Origin of the sequence: Moorella sp. E306M (assembly GCF_006538385.1) — a bacterium.
In the GTDB taxonomy this organism is placed as follows: Bacteria; Bacillota; DSM-521; order Neomoorellales; family Neomoorellaceae; genus Neomoorella.
This window is the reverse complement of sequence record NZ_BJKO01000001.1, coordinates 2,141,821-2,162,629: the sequence shown is the minus strand read 5'-3', so window position 1 is coordinate 2,162,629 and position 20,809 is coordinate 2,141,821. Positions and strand designations below refer to the sequence as shown.

General features: G+C 55.7%; 20 protein-coding genes and 1 other RNA gene. 2 read left to right on the top strand and 19 right to left on the bottom strand.

All coding sequences use genetic code 11. The features are described from left to right. Nucleotides 1-18: 18 nt before the first annotated feature. The 4 genes from nifS to FLZ89_RS11130 form a co-directional block, all read right to left on the bottom strand. On the bottom strand, nucleotides 19-1,182 hold the full coding sequence (nifS, locus tag FLZ89_RS11145; RefSeq protein ID WP_141265065.1) for a cysteine desulfurase NifS: 1,164 nt from the start codon (nucleotides 1,180-1,182) through the stop codon (nucleotides 19-21). Nucleotides 1,183-1,202: 20 nt separating this feature from the next. Beyond that, nucleotides 1,203-1,655: an RrF2 family transcriptional regulator gene (locus tag FLZ89_RS11140; RefSeq protein WP_141265066.1), complete on the bottom strand. Its 453-nt coding sequence runs from the start codon at nucleotides 1,653-1,655 to the stop codon at nucleotides 1,203-1,205. Nucleotides 1,656-1,891: 236 nt separating this feature from the next. After that, the gene (locus tag FLZ89_RS11135; RefSeq protein WP_216363886.1) at nucleotides 1,892-2,560 is read right to left on the bottom strand and encodes a formate dehydrogenase subunit gamma; all 669 of its coding nucleotides are present in this window, start codon (nucleotides 2,558-2,560) and stop codon (nucleotides 1,892-1,894) included. Continuing rightward, a complete protein-coding gene (locus FLZ89_RS11130) occupies nucleotides 2,553-3,530 on the bottom strand; it encodes a 4Fe-4S dicluster domain-containing protein (protein WP_141265067.1) in 978 nt (325 codons plus the stop codon). Before FLZ89_RS11130 ends, FLZ89_RS11135 begins: the two co-directional genes overlap by 8 nt. Nucleotides 3,531-3,786: 256 nt before the next feature. Here FLZ89_RS11130 and FLZ89_RS11125 point away from each other — a divergent pair, with 256 nt between their 5' ends. Continuing rightward, a complete protein-coding gene (locus FLZ89_RS11125) occupies nucleotides 3,787-4,311 on the top strand; it encodes a nitroreductase family protein (protein WP_141265275.1) in 525 nt (174 codons plus the stop codon). A gap of 120 nt (nucleotides 4,312-4,431) precedes the next feature. Here FLZ89_RS11125 and FLZ89_RS11120 read toward each other — a convergent pair whose 3' ends face one another. Continuing rightward, on the bottom strand, nucleotides 4,432-5,265 hold the full coding sequence (locus FLZ89_RS11120) for an Mrp/NBP35 family ATP-binding protein (RefSeq protein WP_141304974.1): 834 nt from the start codon (nucleotides 5,263-5,265) through the stop codon (nucleotides 4,432-4,434). 130 nt (nucleotides 5,266-5,395) lie between these two features. On the opposite strand from FLZ89_RS11120, the gene FLZ89_RS11115 reads away from it, so the two are divergent. Beyond that, nucleotides 5,396-6,733, top strand: coding sequence for an AAA family ATPase (locus FLZ89_RS11115; RefSeq protein WP_141304973.1), 1,338 nt, complete (start codon nucleotides 5,396-5,398; stop codon nucleotides 6,731-6,733). Nucleotides 6,734-6,813: 80 nt separating this feature from the next. Here FLZ89_RS11115 and trxA read toward each other — a convergent pair whose 3' ends face one another. From trxA to FLZ89_RS11045, 14 genes are all read right to left on the bottom strand, one after another. Then, the gene (trxA, locus tag FLZ89_RS11110) at nucleotides 6,814-7,149 is read right to left on the bottom strand and encodes a thioredoxin (RefSeq protein WP_172613574.1); all 336 of its coding nucleotides are present in this window, start codon (nucleotides 7,147-7,149) and stop codon (nucleotides 6,814-6,816) included. A 21-nt stretch (nucleotides 7,150-7,170) separates the two neighbouring features. After that, nucleotides 7,171-7,464 (bottom strand): metal-sensitive transcriptional regulator, encoded by a 294-nt coding sequence (locus tag FLZ89_RS11105; RefSeq protein ID WP_141265073.1) that lies wholly within the window; start codon nucleotides 7,462-7,464, stop codon nucleotides 7,171-7,173. Nucleotides 7,465-7,529: 65 nt separating this feature from the next. Beyond that, a complete protein-coding gene (locus FLZ89_RS11100; RefSeq protein ID WP_172613573.1) occupies nucleotides 7,530-8,225 on the bottom strand; it encodes a tRNA threonylcarbamoyladenosine dehydratase in 696 nt (231 codons plus the stop codon). Nucleotides 8,226-8,269: 44 nt separating this feature from the next. Further along, nucleotides 8,270-8,454, bottom strand: a non-coding RNA gene (gene ssrS, locus FLZ89_RS11095) — 6S RNA. Nucleotides 8,455-8,514: 60 nt separating this feature from the next. Further along, a complete protein-coding gene (gene aspS, locus FLZ89_RS11090; protein ID WP_172613572.1) occupies nucleotides 8,515-10,326 on the bottom strand; it encodes an aspartate--tRNA ligase in 1,812 nt (603 codons plus the stop codon). Continuing rightward, entirely contained in the window at nucleotides 10,326-11,597 is a 1,272-nt protein-coding gene (gene hisS, locus FLZ89_RS11085) for a histidine--tRNA ligase (protein ID WP_141304971.1), read from the bottom strand. Before hisS ends, aspS begins: the two co-directional genes overlap by 1 nt. Nucleotides 11,598-11,609: 12 nt before the next feature. Continuing rightward, on the bottom strand, nucleotides 11,610-12,233 hold the full coding sequence (locus tag FLZ89_RS11080; protein ID WP_141304970.1) for an MBL fold metallo-hydrolase: 624 nt from the start codon (nucleotides 12,231-12,233) through the stop codon (nucleotides 11,610-11,612). A 34-nt stretch (nucleotides 12,234-12,267) separates the two neighbouring features. Continuing rightward, a complete protein-coding gene (gene dtd / locus FLZ89_RS11075) occupies nucleotides 12,268-12,717 on the bottom strand; it encodes a D-aminoacyl-tRNA deacylase (protein WP_141265277.1) in 450 nt (149 codons plus the stop codon). Between the two features lie 59 nt (nucleotides 12,718-12,776). Next, nucleotides 12,777-14,933 (bottom strand): RelA/SpoT family protein, encoded by a 2,157-nt coding sequence (locus FLZ89_RS11070; protein ID WP_141265077.1) that lies wholly within the window; start codon nucleotides 14,931-14,933, stop codon nucleotides 12,777-12,779. A 6-nt stretch (nucleotides 14,934-14,939) separates the two neighbouring features. Then, nucleotides 14,940-17,687 carry a single-stranded-DNA-specific exonuclease RecJ gene (gene recJ / locus FLZ89_RS11065; RefSeq protein ID WP_216363885.1) on the bottom strand — a complete coding sequence of 916 codons (2,748 nt, stop codon included), beginning with the start codon at nucleotides 17,685-17,687 and terminating at the stop codon, nucleotides 14,940-14,942. 5 nt (nucleotides 17,688-17,692) lie between these two features. Continuing rightward, complete coding sequence (locus tag FLZ89_RS11060) at nucleotides 17,693-18,016, bottom strand: LapA family protein (protein WP_172613570.1); 324 nt, start codon at nucleotides 18,014-18,016, stop codon at nucleotides 17,693-17,695. 36 nt (nucleotides 18,017-18,052) lie between these two features. Then, nucleotides 18,053-18,982: a cation diffusion facilitator family transporter gene (locus FLZ89_RS11055; RefSeq protein ID WP_141265078.1), complete on the bottom strand. Its 930-nt coding sequence runs from the start codon at nucleotides 18,980-18,982 to the stop codon at nucleotides 18,053-18,055. A gap of 124 nt (nucleotides 18,983-19,106) precedes the next feature. Then, a complete protein-coding gene (locus FLZ89_RS11050; RefSeq protein WP_172613569.1) occupies nucleotides 19,107-19,694 on the bottom strand; it encodes a hypothetical protein in 588 nt (195 codons plus the stop codon). Nucleotides 19,695-19,889: 195 nt separating this feature from the next. After that, nucleotides 19,890-20,804 (bottom strand): glycine betaine ABC transporter substrate-binding protein, encoded by a 915-nt coding sequence (locus FLZ89_RS11045; protein WP_141265080.1) that lies wholly within the window; start codon nucleotides 20,802-20,804, stop codon nucleotides 19,890-19,892. Nucleotides 20,805-20,809: the final 5 nt, after the last annotated feature.

Genomic DNA, 20,809 nt, shown 5'->3' with positions numbered 1-20,809 from the left:
CCTTTGTTTCTCCTTTTTTTACCTGTTGTACAGGGGCGACATGGCACGCAACCGGGCCACTATCTCCGGCATAACTTCCAGGACGTAGTCAATATCTGCTTCCGTATTATCACGGCCCAGGGTCATACGTACCGAGCCGTGGGCCACTTCATGGGGAATTCCCATGGCCAGCAGGACATGGGACGGGTCCAGGGAACCGGAAGTACAGGCCGAACCGCTGGAAGCACAGATGCCCTTCATGTCCAGGCTCAGAAGCAGGGATTCGCCTTCTACATAGCGGAAGCTGAAGTTGGCATTGGTGGCTACCCGTTTTTCTCTGTCGCCGTTTAACTGTACATCCTCAATCCGGTTCAGAATACCGTCAATCAGCTTGTCCCTCAAGGCCTGCAGGCGTTTCATTTCCTGAGGCAGTTCCTGGCCGGCCAGTTCCGCCGCCCGGCCAAAGCCGACAATACCCGGCATGTTTTCCGTGCCCGGCCGGCGCTTACGTTCCTGGGCCCCGCCGTGGAGGAGGGGGTTAATCCTGGTGCCTTTACGGATATAAAGACATCCAACGCCCTTGGGCCCGTATATCTTATGGCCGGAAGCCGAGAGCAGGTCGACATTCAGCTCATCGACATTAACGGGGATTTTGCCCACGCTCTGGACGGCGTCAGTATGAAAGATAATCCCCCGCTCCCGGGCAAGCTGCCCTATCTCTTTAATAGGCTGGATGGTACCCACTTCATTGTTGACGTGCATGACGCTGATGAGGATGGTTTCAGGGGTAATGGCTTCTTCCACATCCTCTACCCGCACCAGGCCTTCCGGGGTTACCGGCAGGAATGTTACTTTAAAGCCCAGGCGCATTAAATACTGCGCCGTGTGCAGGACGGCATGGTGCTCGATACTGGAGGTTATAATATGGCGGCCTTTTTTTTCGTTGGCCGTCGCCGTGCCGATGAGGGCCAGGTTATCGGCCTCAGTACCACCGCTGGTAAAGAAAATCTCCTCCGGCCGGGCGCCAATCAGGCCGGCTACCTTTTCCCGGGCCTCGTCCAGGGCCTTTTTCGCCTCCCGGCCGTAGCTGTAAATGGTGGAAGGATTGCCAAAGGCATCCTCCTTAAGAAAGGGCAACATAGCATCCAGTACTTCAGGACGGACCGGTGTGGTGGCACTGTGATCAAGGTAAACCCTGCGCATAATTACACCCTTTTCTTTCGCTAGATATAGTACATATAGTATTTGTCGTCTTGCTGCATTTTACTGGCTCTGGCTACCATGTCGGCCAGGGTAAAGCTGTCCAGGACGTCGCTGATGCTGTCGCGCACCTTTTCCCAGATGTCCCTGGTGACACAGGTTTCTGCCCGCTCGCAGCCCTCGCCTTCGCCGGCATTCAGGCAATCTACCGGGGCAATGGGGCCTTCCAGCACACGGATGATATCCCCCACGGTAATTTCTTCCGGGTCACGGCTCAAGATATATCCGCCCTGGGCGCCCCGGACACTTTTCACCAGGCCGGCCTTACGCAAAACGGCAATAAGCTGTTCCAGGTAGTGCTCGGATATATCCTGCCTTTCGGCCACACTTTTAATAGGGATGGGGCCTTCGCCGTAATGCTGGGCCAGGTCAAACATGGCCCGCAGGCCATATTCGCCCCGCGTTGAGAGTTTCACCCCACCACCTCCAATCCCTAGTGGTTTGCTCGGTAATAATATCTTAGCAACTAACTCGGGTATTGTCAACGCTAAAGTTGACTTTTTTACTCTGCTTTTTAAATTATCCCGGATAGAAAGAAAATATACTGATATTAGTTTCCTTCCTCATTTTACCATAGCAGGCCGCATAAAAAATAGCCCCGGAGGTTACTTCCGGGGCCAGGGCGGTATTAATCGCCAAAGGTATTTAATGTTTAACTGCTTAACTTCTTTTGTAATCTTTCATACCATAAAGAATGCCTCTTACGGACATACTCCTCATCCACGTAGCCGGTAAACATACCGGGCAAAAGGGGCCGGTTGGCTTTAAAGATAAAGGCCGCCAGGTGGGCAATAATGCCGACTATAATCATTACCATTCCCAGGTTATGCAGGTTGGTAGCCCAGTCAAGAAGAGTATCAGAAAAAGTGATGCCCGGGAAATTTTTAATCACTTTAATGAATCCGGTAACAATAAGCAAGAGCAGGTTAAAGGCAATAAAAGCATAGGCCACACGTTGCTCAGCCAGGTACTTATCGGCAGGAGGTTCTTCACCTAACCCCAGCATGGCTTTGATAACGATTATAGACTCTCTGACATCGCCGCGACGGGGCAGGATAGTAAACTCGCGGCGCAAGCTGTGATAAACGATATGAAAAGCAGCCGCAAATACCAGCCAGACAGCCGCCACATAATGCAGGGTAAGGGTAATGTGGAAATTAGAGGACCAGGTTAAGCCCGGAATCTTATCAACCATATAGCGCTGGTAAAGGGGTAATTGCCCCAGGCCGCTGAAGATCAGGAGAAAGGTAGAAATGGCTACCGACCAGTGCACGAACCGTACCGCGAGGCTATGCCTTTTAATGCGCCCGCTTTTATTCATTATTCCCATCACCTTTCATGCCTTTATATACTGCCAGGCCAGCTGCCAGGACACCGGCTACCGGCGCCAGCAGCAACCCCTGGGCCAGCCCATTGGCAGTTTCGAGATAGTTTTCTACTTCCACAGGTAAACCGGGGCTCTGTTTTTGCTCCATTAAAGCCCGGTGCAGGACTGTAAAGGGTACTGCCGAAACATAAAAGGTAGAAGTACCGCCATTTTCTTTTTCCCCATATATATGGCCGTTAATGGCGGCTGCCCTGGCGCGGGCTTTTTTACGCATTTCTTCCTTGGGCCCAAAGGCTATGGCTTCCCGGGGACAAGCCTCTACGCAGGCCGGCAGGGCTCCCCTGGTAATCCTGCTGTAACAGAGATCGCATTTATACATCACTCCCCCGCCCGCAAACTTGGGGGCTACTTTTAAGTATAAACCTACCCCCGCCTGCCGCTGGGGAATATGCCAGGGGCAGACTTCACGGCACTTGGCCCCACCAAAGCAGATATTGGGATCTATCAGCACTGGCCCTTCGGGCGTTTTTTCCTGGGCGCTGAAAGGGCACAGGTTGGCACAGGGGGGATTATCGCAATGCATACACCGCCTGGGGATAAACACAGTTGCCTTTTTACCCTGGTATTCTACTTCAACTTTTTGGACAAAAGTCCAGTTATAAGGAGTCAGGCGGTTGGTTACATCCTGCTTTTTGGACCAGTCTTCAAATTTTTTCTGGGGCCAGTAGGGCCGGATGTCTTCGGGTCGCGGTTGGGGAAAACGGTCGCGGTTAGTTTCCCGGCAGGCTGCCACACAGGCAGGCAATTTTTTATCAGCGCAGCCATCACATTTGGTCAAATCAATCAGCGTACCTACCGGTGTTGTAGCTGCCCAGGCGGTTTCAAGCTTGTTCAATCCGGTGAGGGCTATCCCGCCGGCAATACCGGCCACGGCGGTGCGTTTTAGAAATTCACGCCTGTTCATGTATGGTTCTCACTCTCCCCTTTATAATTCCAATTACTATAATACGGTCTTTGTTATTCGCCGTCAATATTATTTAGCGAAATACAAGGTAATCTTTATTCAGCCCCTATTTTATCAGCTGGTCTGTTGCAGTAACTAATACCCCGAAAAGCTTTTAGAGCAGGAACTGCATCTTTCCTGCCCAAGACTTGCACTTCCTGGCAAGGTATGCTACTTTTATTCTTGCTGGAAATACAGCCCAGAGGAGGCCTGGACCTTGACTAAAGACGTAATCGATTGCATTAAAGAACGGCGGAGCATCCGCCGTTTCAAGCCCGACCCCGTTCCCGAAGCTACCATTGGCCGCCTGCTGGAGGCAGCCTGCGCCGCGCCTTCGGCCGGTAACGTACAGCCCTGGTTTTTCTATTGCATCTATAAGGACGATCTAAAACAAGCCCTGGCCAGGGCCGCCCTGGGCCAGAAGTTCGTTGCCCAGGCGCCGGTCGTCATTGTAGTATGCGCCGACCCGGAAAGGGCCGCCACCGCTTATGGCGAACGGGGCCGCAATCTATATTGCCTGCAAGACACGGCTGCAGCTGTCACCAACCTCATGCTGGCCGCCACCGGCTACGGCCTGGGGACCTGCTGGGTAGGGGCTTTCAGTGAAGCTGAGGTAAGCCGCGTCCTTTCTTTACCACCCAACCTGCGGCCGGTAGCCATCATACCGGTTGGTTACCCCGACCAGACGCCGGCACCGCGGCCGCGCCGTTCCCTGGAAGAGGTGGTTAGGGTTATGCGTTAAATAAAAATATGACTGGCCCCGGGATTTTTCCGGGGCCAGAAAACCATAAGAAGTCCTCCAGGGGGTCGCTAAAGGCGGCCCTGGCTTTTAAAACCATTTACCTTGGCAGGAAAGTCAATCCTACCCGGCGATCTTCCTGATAAACTCCTTGGCCCGTTCCAGCAAGGGCCCGCGGTAATCTTCCACCCGGCCGTGGTCGCACAGGGCCGTCAGGTCCGGATCCAGGGGCAGGGTGCCCAGTAGAGTGATACCGGCTTCTGCTGCCGCTTCTCCGGCACGGCTGGGACCAAAGAGATAAATCTCCTTACCGCAGTCCGGGCAGACGGCATAGCTCATATTTTCCACCAGACCCAGGATCTTAACGTTCATCAGGGCCGCCATCTTTACAGCTTTGCGGACCACCATCTGGGCCAGTTCCTGGGGTGAGCTGACAATGACCAGGCCGTCCAGGGGTAAAGACTGGAGCACCGTCAGGGGGGCATCCCCGGTTCCCGGCGGCAAGTCAACCAGGAGGTAATCCAGGTCGCCCCAGATGACATCGGTCCAGAATTGCTTGACAGCCCCGCCGATCAGGGGGCCGCGCCAGATGACCGGGTCATCTTCATGGGGCAGCAAAAGGTTAAGGGACATGATCCGGGTACCTCCGTGACTTTGGGGCGGGATCATGCCGTGGCCGGTGCCTTCCGGCGGCCGGCGGACGCCGAACATCCTGGGGATGCTGGGGCCGGTAATGTCGGCATCCAGGATGCCCACCTGGTAACCGGCCTGTTGCAAGGCCACCGCCAGCAAAGCCGTTACTGAAGACTTGCCGACGCCGCCCTTGCCGCTCATGATGCCGATAACGTGTTTGATGTTGCTCAGCTCATGAGGCGGGATGCGGCCCGGCCCTTTGGCCTCACAGGTCGTAGAACTGCAGGTTGCCGGGTTGCAGGTTTCGCAAGCTCCTGTAGCCAATGTTTTTCACCTCGTAATAATTATACTCTTTTGCGGTCATATGTCAATTAAAAAATAACGGCTATTTTACATCCAGTTGCAAAATGCTAAAATGGAGGTAAAAAGCCCATTCCCTATTGAGGTGTAATGAATGGACCTTTTCGAGCAGGCCAGCGAGGAAAGCCGTGAGGCACGAGCGCCCCTGGCCGTAAGGATGCGGCCGCGTACTTTAGATGAATTTGTCGGCCAGGAAAAGATCGTCGGGCCCGGTACCCTGCTGCGCCGGGCCATTGAGAACGACAGCCTGACTTCCATTATCCTCTGGGGACCTCCGGGAAGCGGTAAAACAACCCTGGCCCGGATTATCGCCCGCATGACCAGGGCCCACTTTGAATCTTTAAATGCCGTTTTGGACGGCGTTAACGATATTCGCCGGGTCATAGCCGCCGCCCGGGAGCGGGAAAAATATTACCAGCAAAAGACGGTAATCTTTGTCGATGAGATTCACCGCTGGGCCAGGAACATTCAGGATGCCCTTCTCCCCTGCGTTGAGGAAGGGTTACTCACCCTTATCGGCGCCACCGTTGAGAATCCCATGTTTACCGTTAATGCCGCCATCCGTTCTCGTTCCAGAATCTTCCGCCTGGAGGCTTTGTCCGACCAAGCCATCCTAACCCTCCTCCGGCGGGCCTTACAAGATCCCGAGCGGGGCCTGGGTAAATTTAGCGTCGTAGTCGAGCCGGAGGCTCTGGAACACCTGGCCAGGGTAGCCAACGGCGATGCCCGGGTGGCTTTGAACGCCCTGGAGTTTGCCGTCCTCACCACCCCACCGGACGAAAAGGGCCGGCGCCTCCTTACCCTCAAGGTTGCTGAAGAAGCCATCCAGCAGCGGGCCGTCCTCTATGACCGGGATGGTGACCAGCACTACGACTGCGTCTCGGCCTGGATTAAAAGTATGCGCGGTTCAGACCCCGACGCCGCCCTTTACTGGCTGGCCCGGATGATTTACGCCGGGGAAGACCCGGCCTTCCTGGCCCGCCGGCTCCTCATCCATGCCGCCGAAGACGTGGGCCTGGCCGATCCCCAGGCCCTGGTGGTGGCCAGTGCCGCCGCTCAGGCTGTGGAACGGGTGGGCTTGCCGGAAGGCCGCATAATCCTAGCCGAAGCCACCATCTATATTGCCCTGGCCCCCAAGAGCAACTCGGTCATCAAGGCCATTGACGCTGCGCTGGCAGCAGTGGAAAAAGAAACGGCCGGGCCGGTACCCATCCACCTGCGGGATGCCAATTACCGGGGTGCAGCCGCCTTTGGCCATGGGAAGGGCTATAAGTACCCCCATGATTACCCCGGCGGCTGGGTGGAACAACAGTACCTGCCGGACAACCTCCTGGGGAAGGTTTTTTACCACCCCAGCGACTACGGCCGGGAAGGGCAATTAAAAACGGCGTGGCAGCAGCGCAGGCGTAACAGGGATAATAGCAAGGGTTAAATTGTGAATAACCATGCCTAATAACATCATAGCCCACCGGGTGCGACGTGATTCTTTACCCGGTGGGCTATCCCCGTGGTTTATAAATGCTTCTCCAACACCTGGACCAGTTTGTCTTTAGCCTGGTACCCTACGAGCCGGGAGACAACTTCGCCGTTTTTAAATAGCAAGAGGGTAGGAATACTCATAATGCCATATTCCGCTGCCAGTCCTTGATACTCATCTACATTCAGCTTGGCCACCTTGATTCGACCCTTGTATTCCTCCGCCAGTTCATCCACAAGGGGAGCAATCATCCGGCAGGGACCACACCACACAGCCCAGAAGTCTACCAAAACCGGGAGCTGCGCGGCGAGCACTTCTTCTTTAAAATTGGCATCCGTGAGGGTAACGATATTTGGCGCTGCCAAACCCATTCTCTCCCTTCGCTTTTCCCATTAACTAATAAAACGGTTTAAAACATCGATTAATTCATTAATTATTTCTCCATCTTCTTGATTGACAATGGCCGTCCGGACGCAACCCCGGACATGGGCTTCAAAAATCATGGTCCCGACCTTTTTCAAGGCTGCCCGCGCAGCGGCAATCTGAATGAGAATATCAACACAGTACTTGTCCTCTTCAATCATGCGGTGGATACCTTTAACCTGGCCCTCGATCTTTCGCAGGCGGAGCAGTAAATCATCCCGCTGGGGGGCATAGGAACTCTCTTCGCCCGGCCTCCTGCTCATTTCACTGAACCTCCTTCCCCGGGGATACCCTTATCCAGTATACAGCATAATTGCAGCCACGGCAACTAACAATTGGTTTGGGAAAGGAGGTATCGTACCACCAGGCTGGCCAGTATCATGCCGGCCACGGCCGGGACAAAAACCATACTGCCGGGAGGATGTCGCTCACCTGCCGCCAGTTCCGGGTTGGGCCGGGCCGGCAGCGGCGGCTCTTCCGAATAGACCACCGTCAGGCCCGTGGTGATACCCAGAGATTTTAGACCCCGCCGCACGGCCCGGGCCAGGGGGCACCCCCGGGTGGCACTGATGTCGGCCACCTTTAAACTGGTGGGGTCCAGGCGATTGCCGGCTCCCATACTGCTGACCACAGGTACCCCCGCCTGCAGGGCCGTAGCCAGGAGGTCAATTTTGGCTCCCACGCTGTCAATGGCATCAACTATGTAATCCAGGTCGGGCCGGACAAATTTAGAACCCGTTGCCGGGCTGTACGCTTCGTGCCGGGCAACAATTACTGCCTCCGGGTTAATCTCCCGGCAGCGCCGGGCCAGGACTTCAACCTTGGGCTGTCCTAAAGTTGAATGGAGGGCCGGCACCTGGCGGTTGATATTGCTGGGTCGTACTACATCCGGATCCACCAGTTCCAGGTAGCCTATACCTGCCCGTACCAGGCCCTCCACAGCAAAGGAACCGACTCCGCCGGTACCAATTACTGCTACCCGGGATGCCGCCAGGCGGGCCCGCCCTTCAGGCCCGATGAGCATTTCCGTTCGGGACCAGAAACTCTCCACCTTGCCCACCCAAAAAATAAAACCCCACAAATGCCGTGCTCACCGTGTGTTTAATGAACCCGCTCTCAGCAGGTGGGTGCCTCCCTGGACGCTTTTTGCTTCCCCTCCAAGGGGGCCTGCAAGCCACGCCCAGAGGTGGGGCTCCCTTTGTATAGGTGTTGGCTCAAAACTCCACGGTGCGACACGAACATCGCAGGGTAAAATTTTTTATTCCTCCTGTTGCAAGCATAATCTTAACATAAACTTAAAGGGTTTGCAAGTGCTATGCTTTACCAGCACTGCTTTGTTTCCCTTCCGGACGGGCGGTAGTTTTGAGATGCAGCTCCAGGAGCTGTTCCGGCGCGACTGTCGAAGGTGCCGCCGTCATCAGGCAGGTACCGCTCTGGGTCTTGGGGAAGGCGATGCAGTCCCGGATAGTATCCCGCCGGGCCATGAGCATGATCATCCGGTCCAGGCCAAAGGCAATGCCGCCATGGGGCGGAGTGCCGTATTCAAAGGCCTCCAGCAGGAAACCAAATTTCTCCCGGGCCTCTTCCGGGGAAAAGCCCAGGAGGCTGAACATTTTTTCCTGGATATCGCGGCGGTGAATACGGATGCTGCCCCCGCCCAGCTCGACGCCGTTTAAAACCAGGTCGTAGGCCAGGGCGCGCACCTTCAGGGGCTCGGTATCCAGCAAGGGCCAATCCTCCTCCATGGGCATGGTAAATGGGTGGTGGACGGCCACATAACGCTTTTCTTCCGGGCTGTATTCCAGTAAGGGGAAATCCGTTACCCAGGTAAAAGCCATTTGCTCCGGATCATAGAGGTGTAACCGCCGGCCCAGCTCCAGGCGTAAAGCTCCCAGGACGCTGGCCGCAACCATCTCGTTATCGGCAACAAACAGGAGCAGATCCCCTTCCCGGCCGCCCATCCTGGCCACCAGTTCCTGGAGCTCCTCGCCGGTAAAGAACTTGGCAATGGGAGAGCGGACACCTCCGGCCGTAACGGCCATCCAGGCCAGGCCTTTGGCCCCATAGGCGGCTGCAGCTTGCGTCAATTCATCCAGTTCCCGGCGGGAGAAACTGGCGCCGCCAGGGACGCACAGACCCCGTACGACTCCGCCCCGGGCTACTGCGTCGGCAAAAACCTTAAAGCCGCAATCTCTAACCAGGTCAGACACATCGGTAATCTCCAGGCCGAAGCGAAGATCAGGTTTGTCAGTACCAAAGCGGGCCATGGCTTCTTGATAGGTCAGCCGGGGCAAGGGAAGGGTAAGTTCTACCCCCAGGGTTTCCCGGAAAACATGGGCCATTAATTCTTCCACCAGCTTTAAAACATCTTCCCGCTGGACAAATGACATCTCCATATCCAGCTGGGTAAACTCCGGCTGGCGGTCGGCCCTTAAGTCTTCATCCCGGAAACAGCGGACAATCTGGAAATAACGTTCTATACCGGCCACCATGAGAATTTGTTTAAAGAGTTGGGGTGACTGGGGCAGGGCAAAGAATTCCCCCGGCCGCAGGCGGCTGGGTACCAGGAAATCCCGCGCCCCTTCCGGGGTGCTGCGGGTGAGCATAGGTGTTTCAATTTCCCAGAAACCCCGGCTGTCCAGGAAATCGCGGATAGCCCTGGTCGTCCGGTAACGCAGGTGCATAATGTCCTGCATTTCCGGGCGGCGCAGGTCCAGGTAGCGGTAACGCAGGCGCAAGGCTTCGTCGACAGCAATGTTGTCCTCAATGTAAAAGGGCGGTGTTTTGGCCCGGTTGAGGATGCGCAGTTCCCGCGCCTCGACTTCAATGGTGCCGGTGGCGAGCCTGGGATTGGCCGTCCCTTCCGGTCGCGGCCGTACATTACCCGTCACCGCCACCACATATTCATTGCGTACCTCTTCGGCTTTCTTAAAGGCCGGTCCTGCCTCCGGGTCGCAGACAACCTGTACCAGGCCGGAACGGTCGCGCAAGTCGATAAAGATGAGGCCGCCGTGGTCGCGGCGGCGGTGCACCCAGCCCATAAGGGTTACTTCTTTACCTGTATCTGTTGCTCTGAGCTCACCGCAACCATGAGTGCGGTGCAGCCCGGCTATAGACTCAAGCACTAAAATCCACGCTCCTTTTCCTGCCGGCAGTAAGCAGCTGCTGCGTCTAAAGGTATTTCTTCCTGGACACCACTATCCAGGCGGCGGACCAGGACCTGCCCCCGGGAGAGTTCCTCCTCCCCGAGGATTACTACCAGTTTAGCCGGGTAGCGATTGGCATACTTCATCTGGGCCTTGAGGCTGCGGCCCAGGTAGTCTTTATCGGCCTTCAACCCAGCCGCCCTTAAACTGGCCAGCAGGCGGACAGCCATCCTCTCTACCCCGGCACCAGCCGTCACTACCAGAACATCTATCCCTTCATCGGGCGTCAATTCCCCGTCCTGGGCTTTCAGGGCGAGTAAGACCCGTTCCAGGCCCAGGCCAAAGCCAATGCCCGGCATCGGTTTACCACCCAGGGCCTCCACCAGGCCATCATAGCGACCGCCGCCGCCAATGGAACTCTGGGCCCCGATACCTTTGACCATTATTTCAAAGGCTGTATTGGTGTAGTAATCCAGGCCGCGCACCAGGTGCTCGTCCAGGATAAAGTCAATCCCCAGTTCTTGCAGGTACTCCTGAACGCGCTCGAAATGCTCACCGCAGTCCGGACAGAGGGAGGCGGCAATCGTCGGCGCCCCGACAATTATTTCCTGGCAGACCGGGCTCTTGCAGTCAAAGATGCGCAAAGGATTACGCTCAAAACGTCCCTGGCACGTGGGGCATAGATCGGCAAGGTGCGGCCGCAGGTAATCCTGCAGTTTCTCCCGGTGCCGGGGTCGGCAGGCCGGGCAGCCGACGCTGTTTAAATGCAGTTCCAGGTCCTTCAACGCCAGGCGGTTATAAAAATCCATGGCCAGGGCGATAACCTCGGCGTCCAGGGCCGGGTCACGGGAACCAAAGGCTTCCACCCCAAACTGGTGGAACTGGCGCAGCCGGCCGGCCTGGGGGCGGCCGTAACGGAACATGGGACCAAGGTAAAAGAGCTTTACCGGCAATCCCCCGGCCTCCAGGTGGTGTTCCAGGAAGGCCCGCACCACCGGCGCCGTTCCTTCCGGCCGCAAGGTTAAGCTGCGCCCGCCACGATCGGTGAAGGTATACATTTCCTTCTCCACAATATCGGTGGTATCCCCCACACCGCGGTTAAAAAGCTCGGTATGTTCAAAAACGGGCGTACGGATTTCCCGGTAGCCGTATAGCCGGCTCACCTGCCTGGCGGTGGCCTCCATTAAATACCAGCGGCCTGCCTCTTCCGGCAGGATGTCTTCCGTACCCCGTGGTCTACTGGTCAGCATCTCAGGCCTCCATTAACTAAAAAAGGGATTCTCGGCCCGCTCGGCACCAATGGTAGAGGCCGGGCCGTGGCCGGGATAAATTTTCAGATTATCCTCCAGGACAAAAAGTTTTTCTTTGATGGAATTAAGGAGCTGGTTAAAGGAACCGCCGGGAAAATCAGTACGGCCAATGGAGCCGGCGAAAAGGGTATCGCCCGTAAATATTAATCCCTTGCCTTTCAGGCAAATACCGCCCGGGGTATGCCCGGGGGTATGGATCACCGTCAGGGTAATGGTCCGGCCGATGGTGATAGTATCTCCATCCTGTAAAAGGCGATCGGCGGCGGGGCTCCTTTCCCTGGCACCCATGAGCACGGAAAGATTGCGCCCGGGATCGGTAAGACAGGGAGCATCATTGTTATGGATAAGGATGGCGGCACCAGTGGCGTTTTTTATGGTCCCGTTGGCCCCAATATGGTCAATATGACCATGGGTATTGATGATATAGCGGATTTTTAATCCCGCTTCCCTGGCTACCGCGAGAATTCGCTCGCCTTCTGCGCCCGGGTCAATGATAGCCCCATCTTTCGTTTCCTGGCAACCCACAAGGTAGCAGTTGGTGCCAATTGGTCCTACCACAAGGTTTTTTAAATACATAAAGCAACCCCATCCCCAAAAAATAACTCCAAACTTAAAACAACTTCTTACTATCCAGCAGCATGGTCACCGGGCCGTCGTTTTCCAGGGCCACCAGCATCTCGGCCTGGAAGTGGCCGGTGGCCACCTTGATGCCATAATCTTCAAGGGCGACAACAAATTGCCGGTACAGCTCCCTGGCTAATTCCGGCGGCGCCGCGGCGGTAAAACTTGGCCGCCGTCCTTTGCGGCAGTCGCCATAAAGGGTAAACTGGGAAACAGCCAGTACCTCACCGCCGACATCCCGGACCGATAAGTTCATTTTACCTTGGTTATCAGCGAAAATCCGCAAATTGGCCACCTTGTCGGCCAGGTAGGCAACGTCATGGTCATCATCACCCTGGCCTACGCCGATGAAAACCAGGAGCCCTGGGCCAATAGCGCCCACTTCCTGCCCTTCTACCGTCACCCGCGCCCTTTTGACCCGCTGCACTACCGCCCTAATAATTGTCACCTGCCTTCCAGTTTAACACAAAAAGAGATGAAAACAAAGCCGTTATCCATTTAACCGGGAATTACCCTTTTGACCTCCATCACATCGCGGATACGGCGGATTTTATCCATAATGTAGTTCAGGTGCTCTAGACTCCTGATTTCAATCTTTAAGTCTACCAGAGCCTGGTCATTTCTGGTGGCCCGGGCGTGGACGGAGTTAATAATGGTTTTGGTATCCGCCACAGCGGCCATAATATCCATGGCCAGATTGGGCCGGTCCAGGGCCAGGGCCTCAATATGCACCTGGTAGGTGGCATCGGAGGTATCCCCCCAGGCCACCTCAATGATTCGCTCCTTTTCCGTTTCCCGGTGGTGGTTAATATTGGGACAATCGATCCGGTGGACGCTGATACCCCGTCCCCGGGTTATATAACCAAGGATGGCATCCCCGGGCAGGGGATTGCAGCAGTGGGCCAGGCGGATATCCAGGTTATCCAATCCCTTAATTCGGATACCATGGGAAGGTTTACCGTAGCCGCTCCAGGGCTTAACTGCTGTTTTAGCAACTTCCGCAGGAGGGGGTACTTCTTCTTCACCCTTCAGCCGGCCGAGTACCTGGGATGGGGGTATGACCCCATCGCCCACCATTACATACAGGTCTTCGTTGGTGGCCACATTGAATTTACGGGCCGCTTCCTGGAGCAGAGCCGGTTTTAAGATTTCTTCCGGATCTAAGCCCTGCTTCTGGCATTCTTTTTCCAGCATTTCCCGGCCCCTGGCCAGGTTTTTCTCCCGCTCTTCCTTTCTAAACCACTGGCGGATGCGGTTTTTGGCCTGGGAAGTCTTGACGATGTGCAACCAGTCCCGGCTGGGGCGGCTGCCCTTGGTGGTTAAAACTTCAACAATATCCCCTGTTTTTAACTTATAATCCAGGGGTACAATGCGGCCGTTAACCCGGGCCCCGGTACAGCGGTGGCCCACATCGGTATGCACGCGGTAGGCGAAGTCTATGGGTACCGAACCGGCCGGCAGTTCCACCACATCCCCCTTGGGGGTAAAGACGTAGACGCGATCGGAAAAGAGATCGATCTTTAAGGATTCCATGAACTCCCGGGGATCGCGCATCTCGCGCTGCCAGTCCAGGAGCTGCCGCAGCCAGGTCAGTTTTTTCTCAAAATCCGGGTCCGAGTTACCCCCGTCTTCTTTATAGCGCCAGTGGGCGGCAATGCCGTATTCGGCCGTGCGGTGCATCTCCCAGGTGCGGATCTGGATCTCAAAGGGGTCCCCGTTAGGCCCGATAACGGTTGTATGCAGGGACTGGTACATATTAGGTTTGGGCATGGCAATGTAGTCCTTAAAGCGCCCGGGGATGGGTTTCCACAGGGCGTGGACCAGGCCCAGAACGGCATAACAATCCTTTACACTATCAACAATCACCCGCACGGCAATAAGGTCGTATATCTCGCTTAACTCCTTGCCCTGCTTCATCATTTTATTGTAAATACTGTAAAAATGCTTCGGCCGCCCCTGGATGTCGGCTTTAATCCCACCTTCAGCTAATTTCTCCCCCAGGATCTTGACCACTTGCTGGATATATTCTTCCCGTTCCCGGCGCTTCATGTTGATGCTGTTGACCAGCTCATAATAGCGTTCAGGCTCGAGATAGCGCAGGGACTGGTCTTCCAGCTCCCACTTCAGGCGAAAAATACCCAGGCGGTGGGCCAGGGGCGCGAAGATTTCCAGGGTCTCCCGGGCGATCTCCTGCTGCTTTTCCGGCGGGTGGTGCTTCAAGGTGCGCATGTTATGCAGGCGGTCGGCCAGTTTAATCAGGATGACCCGGATATCCTGGGCCATAGCCAGGAACATCTTGCGTAAAGTTTCCGCCTGCTGTTCTTCCTTGGTCTTGTATTCCAGGCGGCTGAGCTTTGTGACGCCGTCGACCAGAAGGGCCACTTCATCGCCAAAAATTTCCCTGATAGTATCCAGACTGATGGGTGTATCTTCCACCACATCATGGAGGAGGGCCGCTGCTATGGTCACCACGTCCAGCTGCAATTCCGCCAGGATAGCAGCTACATTTAAGGGGTGAGTAATAAAATCTTCCCCGGAGCGCCGTTTCTGTCCCTGGTGGGCGGCAGCAGCAAACTGATAGGCGTCATCCAGGAGTTTCAGGTCCGCTCCCGGCTGGTAACTTTTAACCTGTCGCTCCAGTTCCTTCAGGTCCACAGGACATCACCTCCCGCCTGCAATTTGCCGGTAAAATTGCCGGGCCATTTCTGTTTCAGCCAAAAGCTGGCGGTAACGCCGGGAAGCCATTAAATTGCACCTGGCAGCTACCTCCTGGAGATGGATGGCCAGCTCCCGCCCCCGGCTTTCGACCCGGATGAGCCCAAGTTCTTCAAAAATCGCCAGGTACCATCGTTGATGATAACCTTTATTATTAATTATGTAAAGTCTGCTGCCGTTGTTAGTCCCTTTTTGCAGCTGGCGGTAAAATACCGCCAGTTCCCGGCGCAGGTTTTCCGGCTGCCTGTCGCCTTCCCGGAGGCTGATATATACTTCCGGTACCTGTTCAGCCAACGGCAGGGCCAGCTCTATTTCCTCCTGGCTGCCGGGAGGATAATTAAAGATTACGGCATCGGCGGGATAAAACCATGCCGGCATCTCCCGGTTGGCTACCAGCAGCGGCAGGCGGCCGCTCAAAGCCGTTTCCCGAACCAGCCAGAGGTGCCGGGCATCAAGATAAGTATCTACGGCCAGCCGCACCCCGGGCAGTTCCCGCTGCAACCGGGTACCCAGCTGTAACGTCTGCGCAGCGTCCCTTTCATATATGAGAACGTTTTGTCCCCTGGCCAGCAGTTCTGTTAAGAGGGGCAACAGTTCCGGGAATACCTGCCACGTTGCCGGGCCGCCAACAGGACGTAACAGGTGCCCTGCCGCCTGTTCCCCGGTGACCAGGGCAGATACGAGGAAAGAACCTTCCCCGGCCTCTGCTTCTGCTGCCCAGAAGGGGTGACAGGTGATGAGCGTCCCTTCCCGGGTTAAAATCCTGCTTAAACCCGCCTGTCCCAGCCAGGGGCCCAGGGGGCGTAAAAATACTGGATTCTTGAAACAGCGCTTTAAACCGTAATAGCTCTGGCGGATGGCAAGACTGGTGGCGAATAACAGACCCGCGATCGGGCGGTTGTTACTTAAGGCTCTTTGCAGTTGTCGGCACCAGATTGAACTGGCACCTGCCGCGCCGGTTGCCGCCACCAGATCCTTGTTTATAACCGGCAGTACCGGTACCCGGCCGGCCGGCCGGAGGGCTGCCAGGGAGAGCTGCAGCTCCTCCCTTCCCTGGTAGTTGTCCCGTTCCAGATAAAAGGCCAGGTCCAACAGGTCTCCGGGAGACAGTTCCGGCGGTAATTGCAGGTTAAAGCCAATGGCCTCCAGTTGCCTGCCTTCCCCGGCTAGCGTCAATTTTAAATGAGCACCATTGCTACCAACCTGGCGGGCCGCCTTTAACCGGGCGTTACTGTAGACCAGGAGGGGGCGGGGATTGCCTTCGCCAAAGGGAGCCAGGCCCTCCAGCTCCGCCAGTAAATCCCAGTCCAGCTGGTTGAAAAGGACTTCCGCCTCAGGTGATATTTCCGGAGCAGGTTGAACCTCAGCCATGAGTGACTTTACTACTTCATTAAAGGCGGCCCGGAAGGCCGGAATTTCTTTAGTAGCGATCTCCAGCCCTGCTGCCTGGGCATGGCCGCCAAAGGACAGGAGGTAGGAACGGCACCTGGCTAAGATTTCATGGAGATTAATACCCGGAAGGCTACGGCCCGAACCTCGGCCCCTATCGCCCATCACAGTAATTAAAACAACCGGGCAGTTATATTTTTCCACCAGGCGGGCGGCAATAATGCCGGTTACTCCCGGGTGCCAGCCCTCGGCCGCCAGGACCAGGCCTTTTGCTCCTGCAGCTAAAGCCGTCACGGCCATGGCTTCGGCCTCGGCGGCAATGCTCTCCTCCAGGTGTCTCCGGGCCTGGTTTTCCTTCTGCAGGTGCTGGGCCAGTTCCAGAGCTCGCTGGGGAGAAGTAGTTAGTAAAATTTCCAGGGCTGGCATCGCACTTCCCAGGCGGCCGCAGGCATTCAAGCGGGGAACAAGGCCAAAGGCAACCTCCCGGGACGTCCACTCCCTGGCTGGCAGGCCTGCCACCTCTCCCAGAGCCTTCAGGCCGGGCCGCGCGCCTCCGGCCAGGGCCTTTAAACCCAGCTGGACCAGGAGGCGGTTTTCTCCCAGGAGGGGTACGGCGTCAGCGATAGTTGCCAGGGCTACCAGGTCAAGAGCCCAGCCAGCGGCCACACCTTTCTGGGGTACCAGACCAAAATGGGTCGCCAGGGACTGAGCCAGTTTAAAGGCCACCCCGGCCCCGCAGAGGGGGGGCAGGCCCGGTGCCAGCAGGGGGTTGACGACAGCCTTAGCCTGGGGCAGGCCTGTCCCGGGTCGGTGGTGGTCGGTAATAATCAGGTCCAGCCCCTGTTCACGGGCGAAGATGGCCTCCTCCAGGGAAGTAATGCCGCAGTCTACCGTTATGACCAGCTGACAATTTAACTCCAGGGCTTTAATGAGACCCTTCTTTTTTAAACCGTAACCCTCCGTTAGACGGTCGGGCAGGTAAACTTCCGCCTCAACCCCCAGGCGCGCCAGGGTTTCCAGCATAATGGCCGTGGCCGCCAGGCCGTCGACATCATAGTCACCATGGACCATGATTTTTTCCCCGTTTACTATAGCCTGGACCAGGCGCTCCCGGGCCGCCGGCAGGCCGGGAATTTTTTCCGGCGGGATAAGATTGGCCGGATCCGGCTGGAAAAAAGTCCTGGCCGCTGCCGCCGTAGTAATGCCCCGGTTGAGGAGAATTTGCGCCGTTACAGGTGAGATATGTAACTCCCGGGCCAGGGCGAGTCTCTCCGGCAAGTTTACTGGAGGCATGGCCCACCGCATACCCGTCAAGCTTGCCTCGTCCTTTCCTGCCGGCCTTCCCCTGTTCCCGATCCCGCTGCTGCTTGCTCGAGGCTGGATATGGTTTCCTGCAGTCTTTTAAGTTGGCTTTTTAATTCTCTTATTTCCCGTGCCTGGCGTACCTGCCTGACAGCGCCCAGCAAAAATACCACCAGGGCACCAAAGGCTGCCGACCCCAGGATAACCAGGACCAGGGAAATATTGCTAAATTGCCAGGCCAAAAATTTAATTTCTACCGGACCTGCATTCTGGACGGCAAAGATAGCCACCAGCAAGGCAAAAAAAATGGAGAGAAGGGAATAAATCTGCACCGTGGTCCACCCCCGAAAAATAGACACCGTTCGCCTCTAATCAATTCGCCTTTGAGGAACGTTTTCCTTCTCCGGGCAGGCGGCGCACACCGGGCAATCAACCGGTGAAGTACAGGGTTCAGCATGAATTAAAACCTCGGTATAAGGCAGGGCCGCTTTTATCTCATCGCCAATATGCTCGCAGAGGTCATGGACGTAATCGATATGCTTGTAACGCGGCACCACCAGGTGCAGGTCTACCTGGCGGTCCCGGCCAGCCTTGCGGGTGCGTAATTTATGGAATTCAACATATTCATGGGCATGGCGAGCGATAATTTCTTTAATTACCTCTTCTTCTTCAGCCGGCAGGCTGACATCCATCAGGGGCAACATGGCTTCCCTGGTTAAATGATAGGCTGCCCTAATGATCATGGCAGCCACCACCAGGGCCACCAGGGGGTCCACCCAGTAGAAACCGGTAAAATAAAGAGCTACCAGGCCCAGCATCACGCCAGCGGAAGTATAAACATCGGTGCGCAGGTGCCAGGCATCGGCCTCCAGGGCGATGGACTCCGTAGCCTTTGCCACCTGGAAGAGATAGCGGGAAACCAGGTAGTTGATGAGGCCGGCCCCGCCCATGACGAGAACGCCGGTCAGGGGTTGGTTTACAGCATGACCGCCGCTAATAAGCCTTTTTATGGCTTCATAGATAATCCAGAGGGCTGCCAGGAAAATCAGCAGGGCTTCAATGGTACCCGCAATATTTTCAATTTTACCATGGCCGTAGCGGTGCTCAGCATCAGCCGGCTTACTGGCTTCCCGGACGGAAAAATAGGCTATTGCCGCTGCCACCAGGTCCAGGCCGGAGTGGATGGCTTCCGACATGACGCTGACCGAATGCATCCAGTAACCGATCCCTAGTTTGCTCAGTACCAGGATAAAATTGGAAAAAATGGATACCCTGGCAGCTCTGGTCCGTAAATCCATTCCTTAAGGCCCCCTGCACCCTTATAAAAGTAAAAATTGGACTTCATGCGGGAGCGATGAAGTCCCTAGCACCAGGCCTTTTATTCATTGTACAACGCCGGTTGGCCTTCCGCAAGCTGCCGGTCTAAAAAAGTCCAAGCAGGCGCCCGCCCAGCAGCACAGCCGGTAAAAATAAAGCGCCCACTCGTAAGCATGATAAAAATAATCCCACGGCTAATTCAGATAGTGAATGCCGGCGCGCGAAATAAGCCGCTCCCAGGCTGCCGGTGCCCCCTGCCAGGAGCAATCCCCACAGGGAGCCGAGAAAGATCCCGGCCAGGAGTAGAACCGCTAGACTCCCTGTTAGCAACTGTTTTCCTGCCAGGACAGCTTCTTTATGCCCCCGGTACCAGTGCCGGGCAATTCCTTCGGCTGCCATCAGAGCAACGGTTCCCCCGACTGTAGCCAGGGCGACATAAGGGGCCGACAACCCCGGGACCAGGCCGGTGGCGCCAAAAATTACCCCTACAGCCCAAAGGAGCAATAACCCCCGCCAGGGCCGGACCACTCCTGCTGCCAGGGCCAGGATAAAGGTTAAACCGCCCAGGAAGGGAATAGCTAAACGAATATCCATAAGTATAATTCGCCTGCAGTTTTTTACGTTTAGCATACCCTTGTTGACGTTAACTATGCTGCCCGGCGCCAGGCCCGGTCGCTCCATTTTCTGGTGCACGGGCGATGGTGTTCGAATTGAGGGCAGTCATGGCCGCCATTTCCCCTGGCGCCCGATTATCAATACGATAGGAAAATATTTTGCCCACCGGTAGGAAACCGGTGGGCTCCGTCGTACTGGTGGTTCCCTTTTAGATCGACTATAGTATCTCGTTCTTGGTACAGATAAACTCTTCGTAAGCTTTATACCCGCATGTTAATCGATCAGGCCTTTTTTCAGCAGGAAATCTCTTGCCACCTGGGCCACTTCCTTTTTTTCCTCGTCTACCTGATAATTCAGCTGACGCATTTCATCATCATTGAGCTGGCCTGCCAGCTTGTTCAGGATTTCTTCCAGTTGCGGATACTTCTCAAGGGTATCCATACGTACCAACGGTGCAGCAAAGTAAGGCGGGAAGAACTGTTTATCATCTTCCAGGATCTTTAGCTTATAGGTAATCAATTGGCCGTCGGTGGCGAAGGCGTCGATCACATCTACCATTTTGTTGCGAACGGCTTCGTATTTTAGGCCGGTTTCCATCTGCTTGGTGCTTTTGAAATTTAGCCCGTAAGTGGCAATTAAGCCGTCATAGCCGTCCGGGCGGTTAAAAAATTCCTGCTCGGCCCCAAGTACCATCTCACTGGCCACGCTTTTCAGGTCGGAAATTTTTTGTAAGTTATACTGCTCCGCAACCTCCTCCGGTACCGCCAGGGTGTAGGTGTTATTAAAGCCAAAGGGTTGCAGCCATTTCAGCTTGAACTGCTCGTTATACGCCTTTTGGACGGTATCGTAGGCCTTCTGGGGGTCATTAATAACCTCCCTTTTCAAGATTGCCACCAGGCCGGTACCGGTGTAGTCAGCGTAAAGGTCTAAGTCACCTTTTTTAAGGGCGTTAAAGTTAACCAGGGTACCACCAAGGTTTAATTTGCGTTCAACCTTCAGGTCCGTATGGGCCTCAATGAGCTGGGCCATCATCTCGCCAAGGAGAATGTTTTCGGTAAAGTCTTTGGAACCTACAACCACCACGCCGTTAGCCCTTGTTCCACCGCATCCAGCTGCCACCAAAAGCAACATAGCAATGCCTGTAACTAGCGCGATCAGCTTCCACACTCGTTTGCATTTCTGACGCAAAATAT

Coding starts and splice junctions, on each gene's coding strand:
- nifS (WP_141265065.1), bottom strand. CDS start 1,182: ATGCGCAGGGTTTACCTTGATCACAGTGCCACCACACCGGTCCGTCCT.
- FLZ89_RS11135 (WP_216363886.1), bottom strand. CDS start 2,560: ATGAATAAAAGCGGGCGCATTAAAAGGCATAGCCTCGCGGTACGGTTC.
- FLZ89_RS11130 (WP_141265067.1), bottom strand. CDS start 3,530: ATGAACAGGCGTGAATTTCTAAAACGCACCGCCGTGGCCGGTATTGCC.
- FLZ89_RS11115 (WP_141304973.1), top strand. CDS start 5,396: ATGGACCTTTTCGAGCAGGCCAGCGAGGAAAGCCGTGAGGCACGAGCG.
- trxA (WP_172613574.1), bottom strand. CDS start 7,149: ATGGGTTTGGCAGCGCCAAATATCGTTACCCTCACGGATGCCAATTTT.
- FLZ89_RS11105 (WP_141265073.1), bottom strand. CDS start 7,464: ATGAGCAGGAGGCCGGGCGAAGAGAGTTCCTATGCCCCCCAGCGGGAT.
- FLZ89_RS11100 (WP_172613573.1), bottom strand. CDS start 8,225: ATGCTCATCGGGCCTGAAGGGCGGGCCCGCCTGGCGGCATCCCGGGTA.
- hisS (WP_141304971.1), bottom strand. CDS start 11,597: ATGCTGACCAGTAGACCACGGGGTACGGAAGACATCCTGCCGGAAGAG.
- FLZ89_RS11080 (WP_141304970.1), bottom strand. CDS start 12,233: ATGTATTTAAAAAACCTTGTGGTAGGACCAATTGGCACCAACTGCTAC.
- recJ (WP_216363885.1), bottom strand. CDS start 17,687: ATGCGGTGGGCCATGCCTCCAGTAAACTTGCCGGAGAGACTCGCCCTG.
- FLZ89_RS11055 (WP_141265078.1), bottom strand. CDS start 18,982: ATGGATTTACGGACCAGAGCTGCCAGGGTATCCATTTTTTCCAATTTT.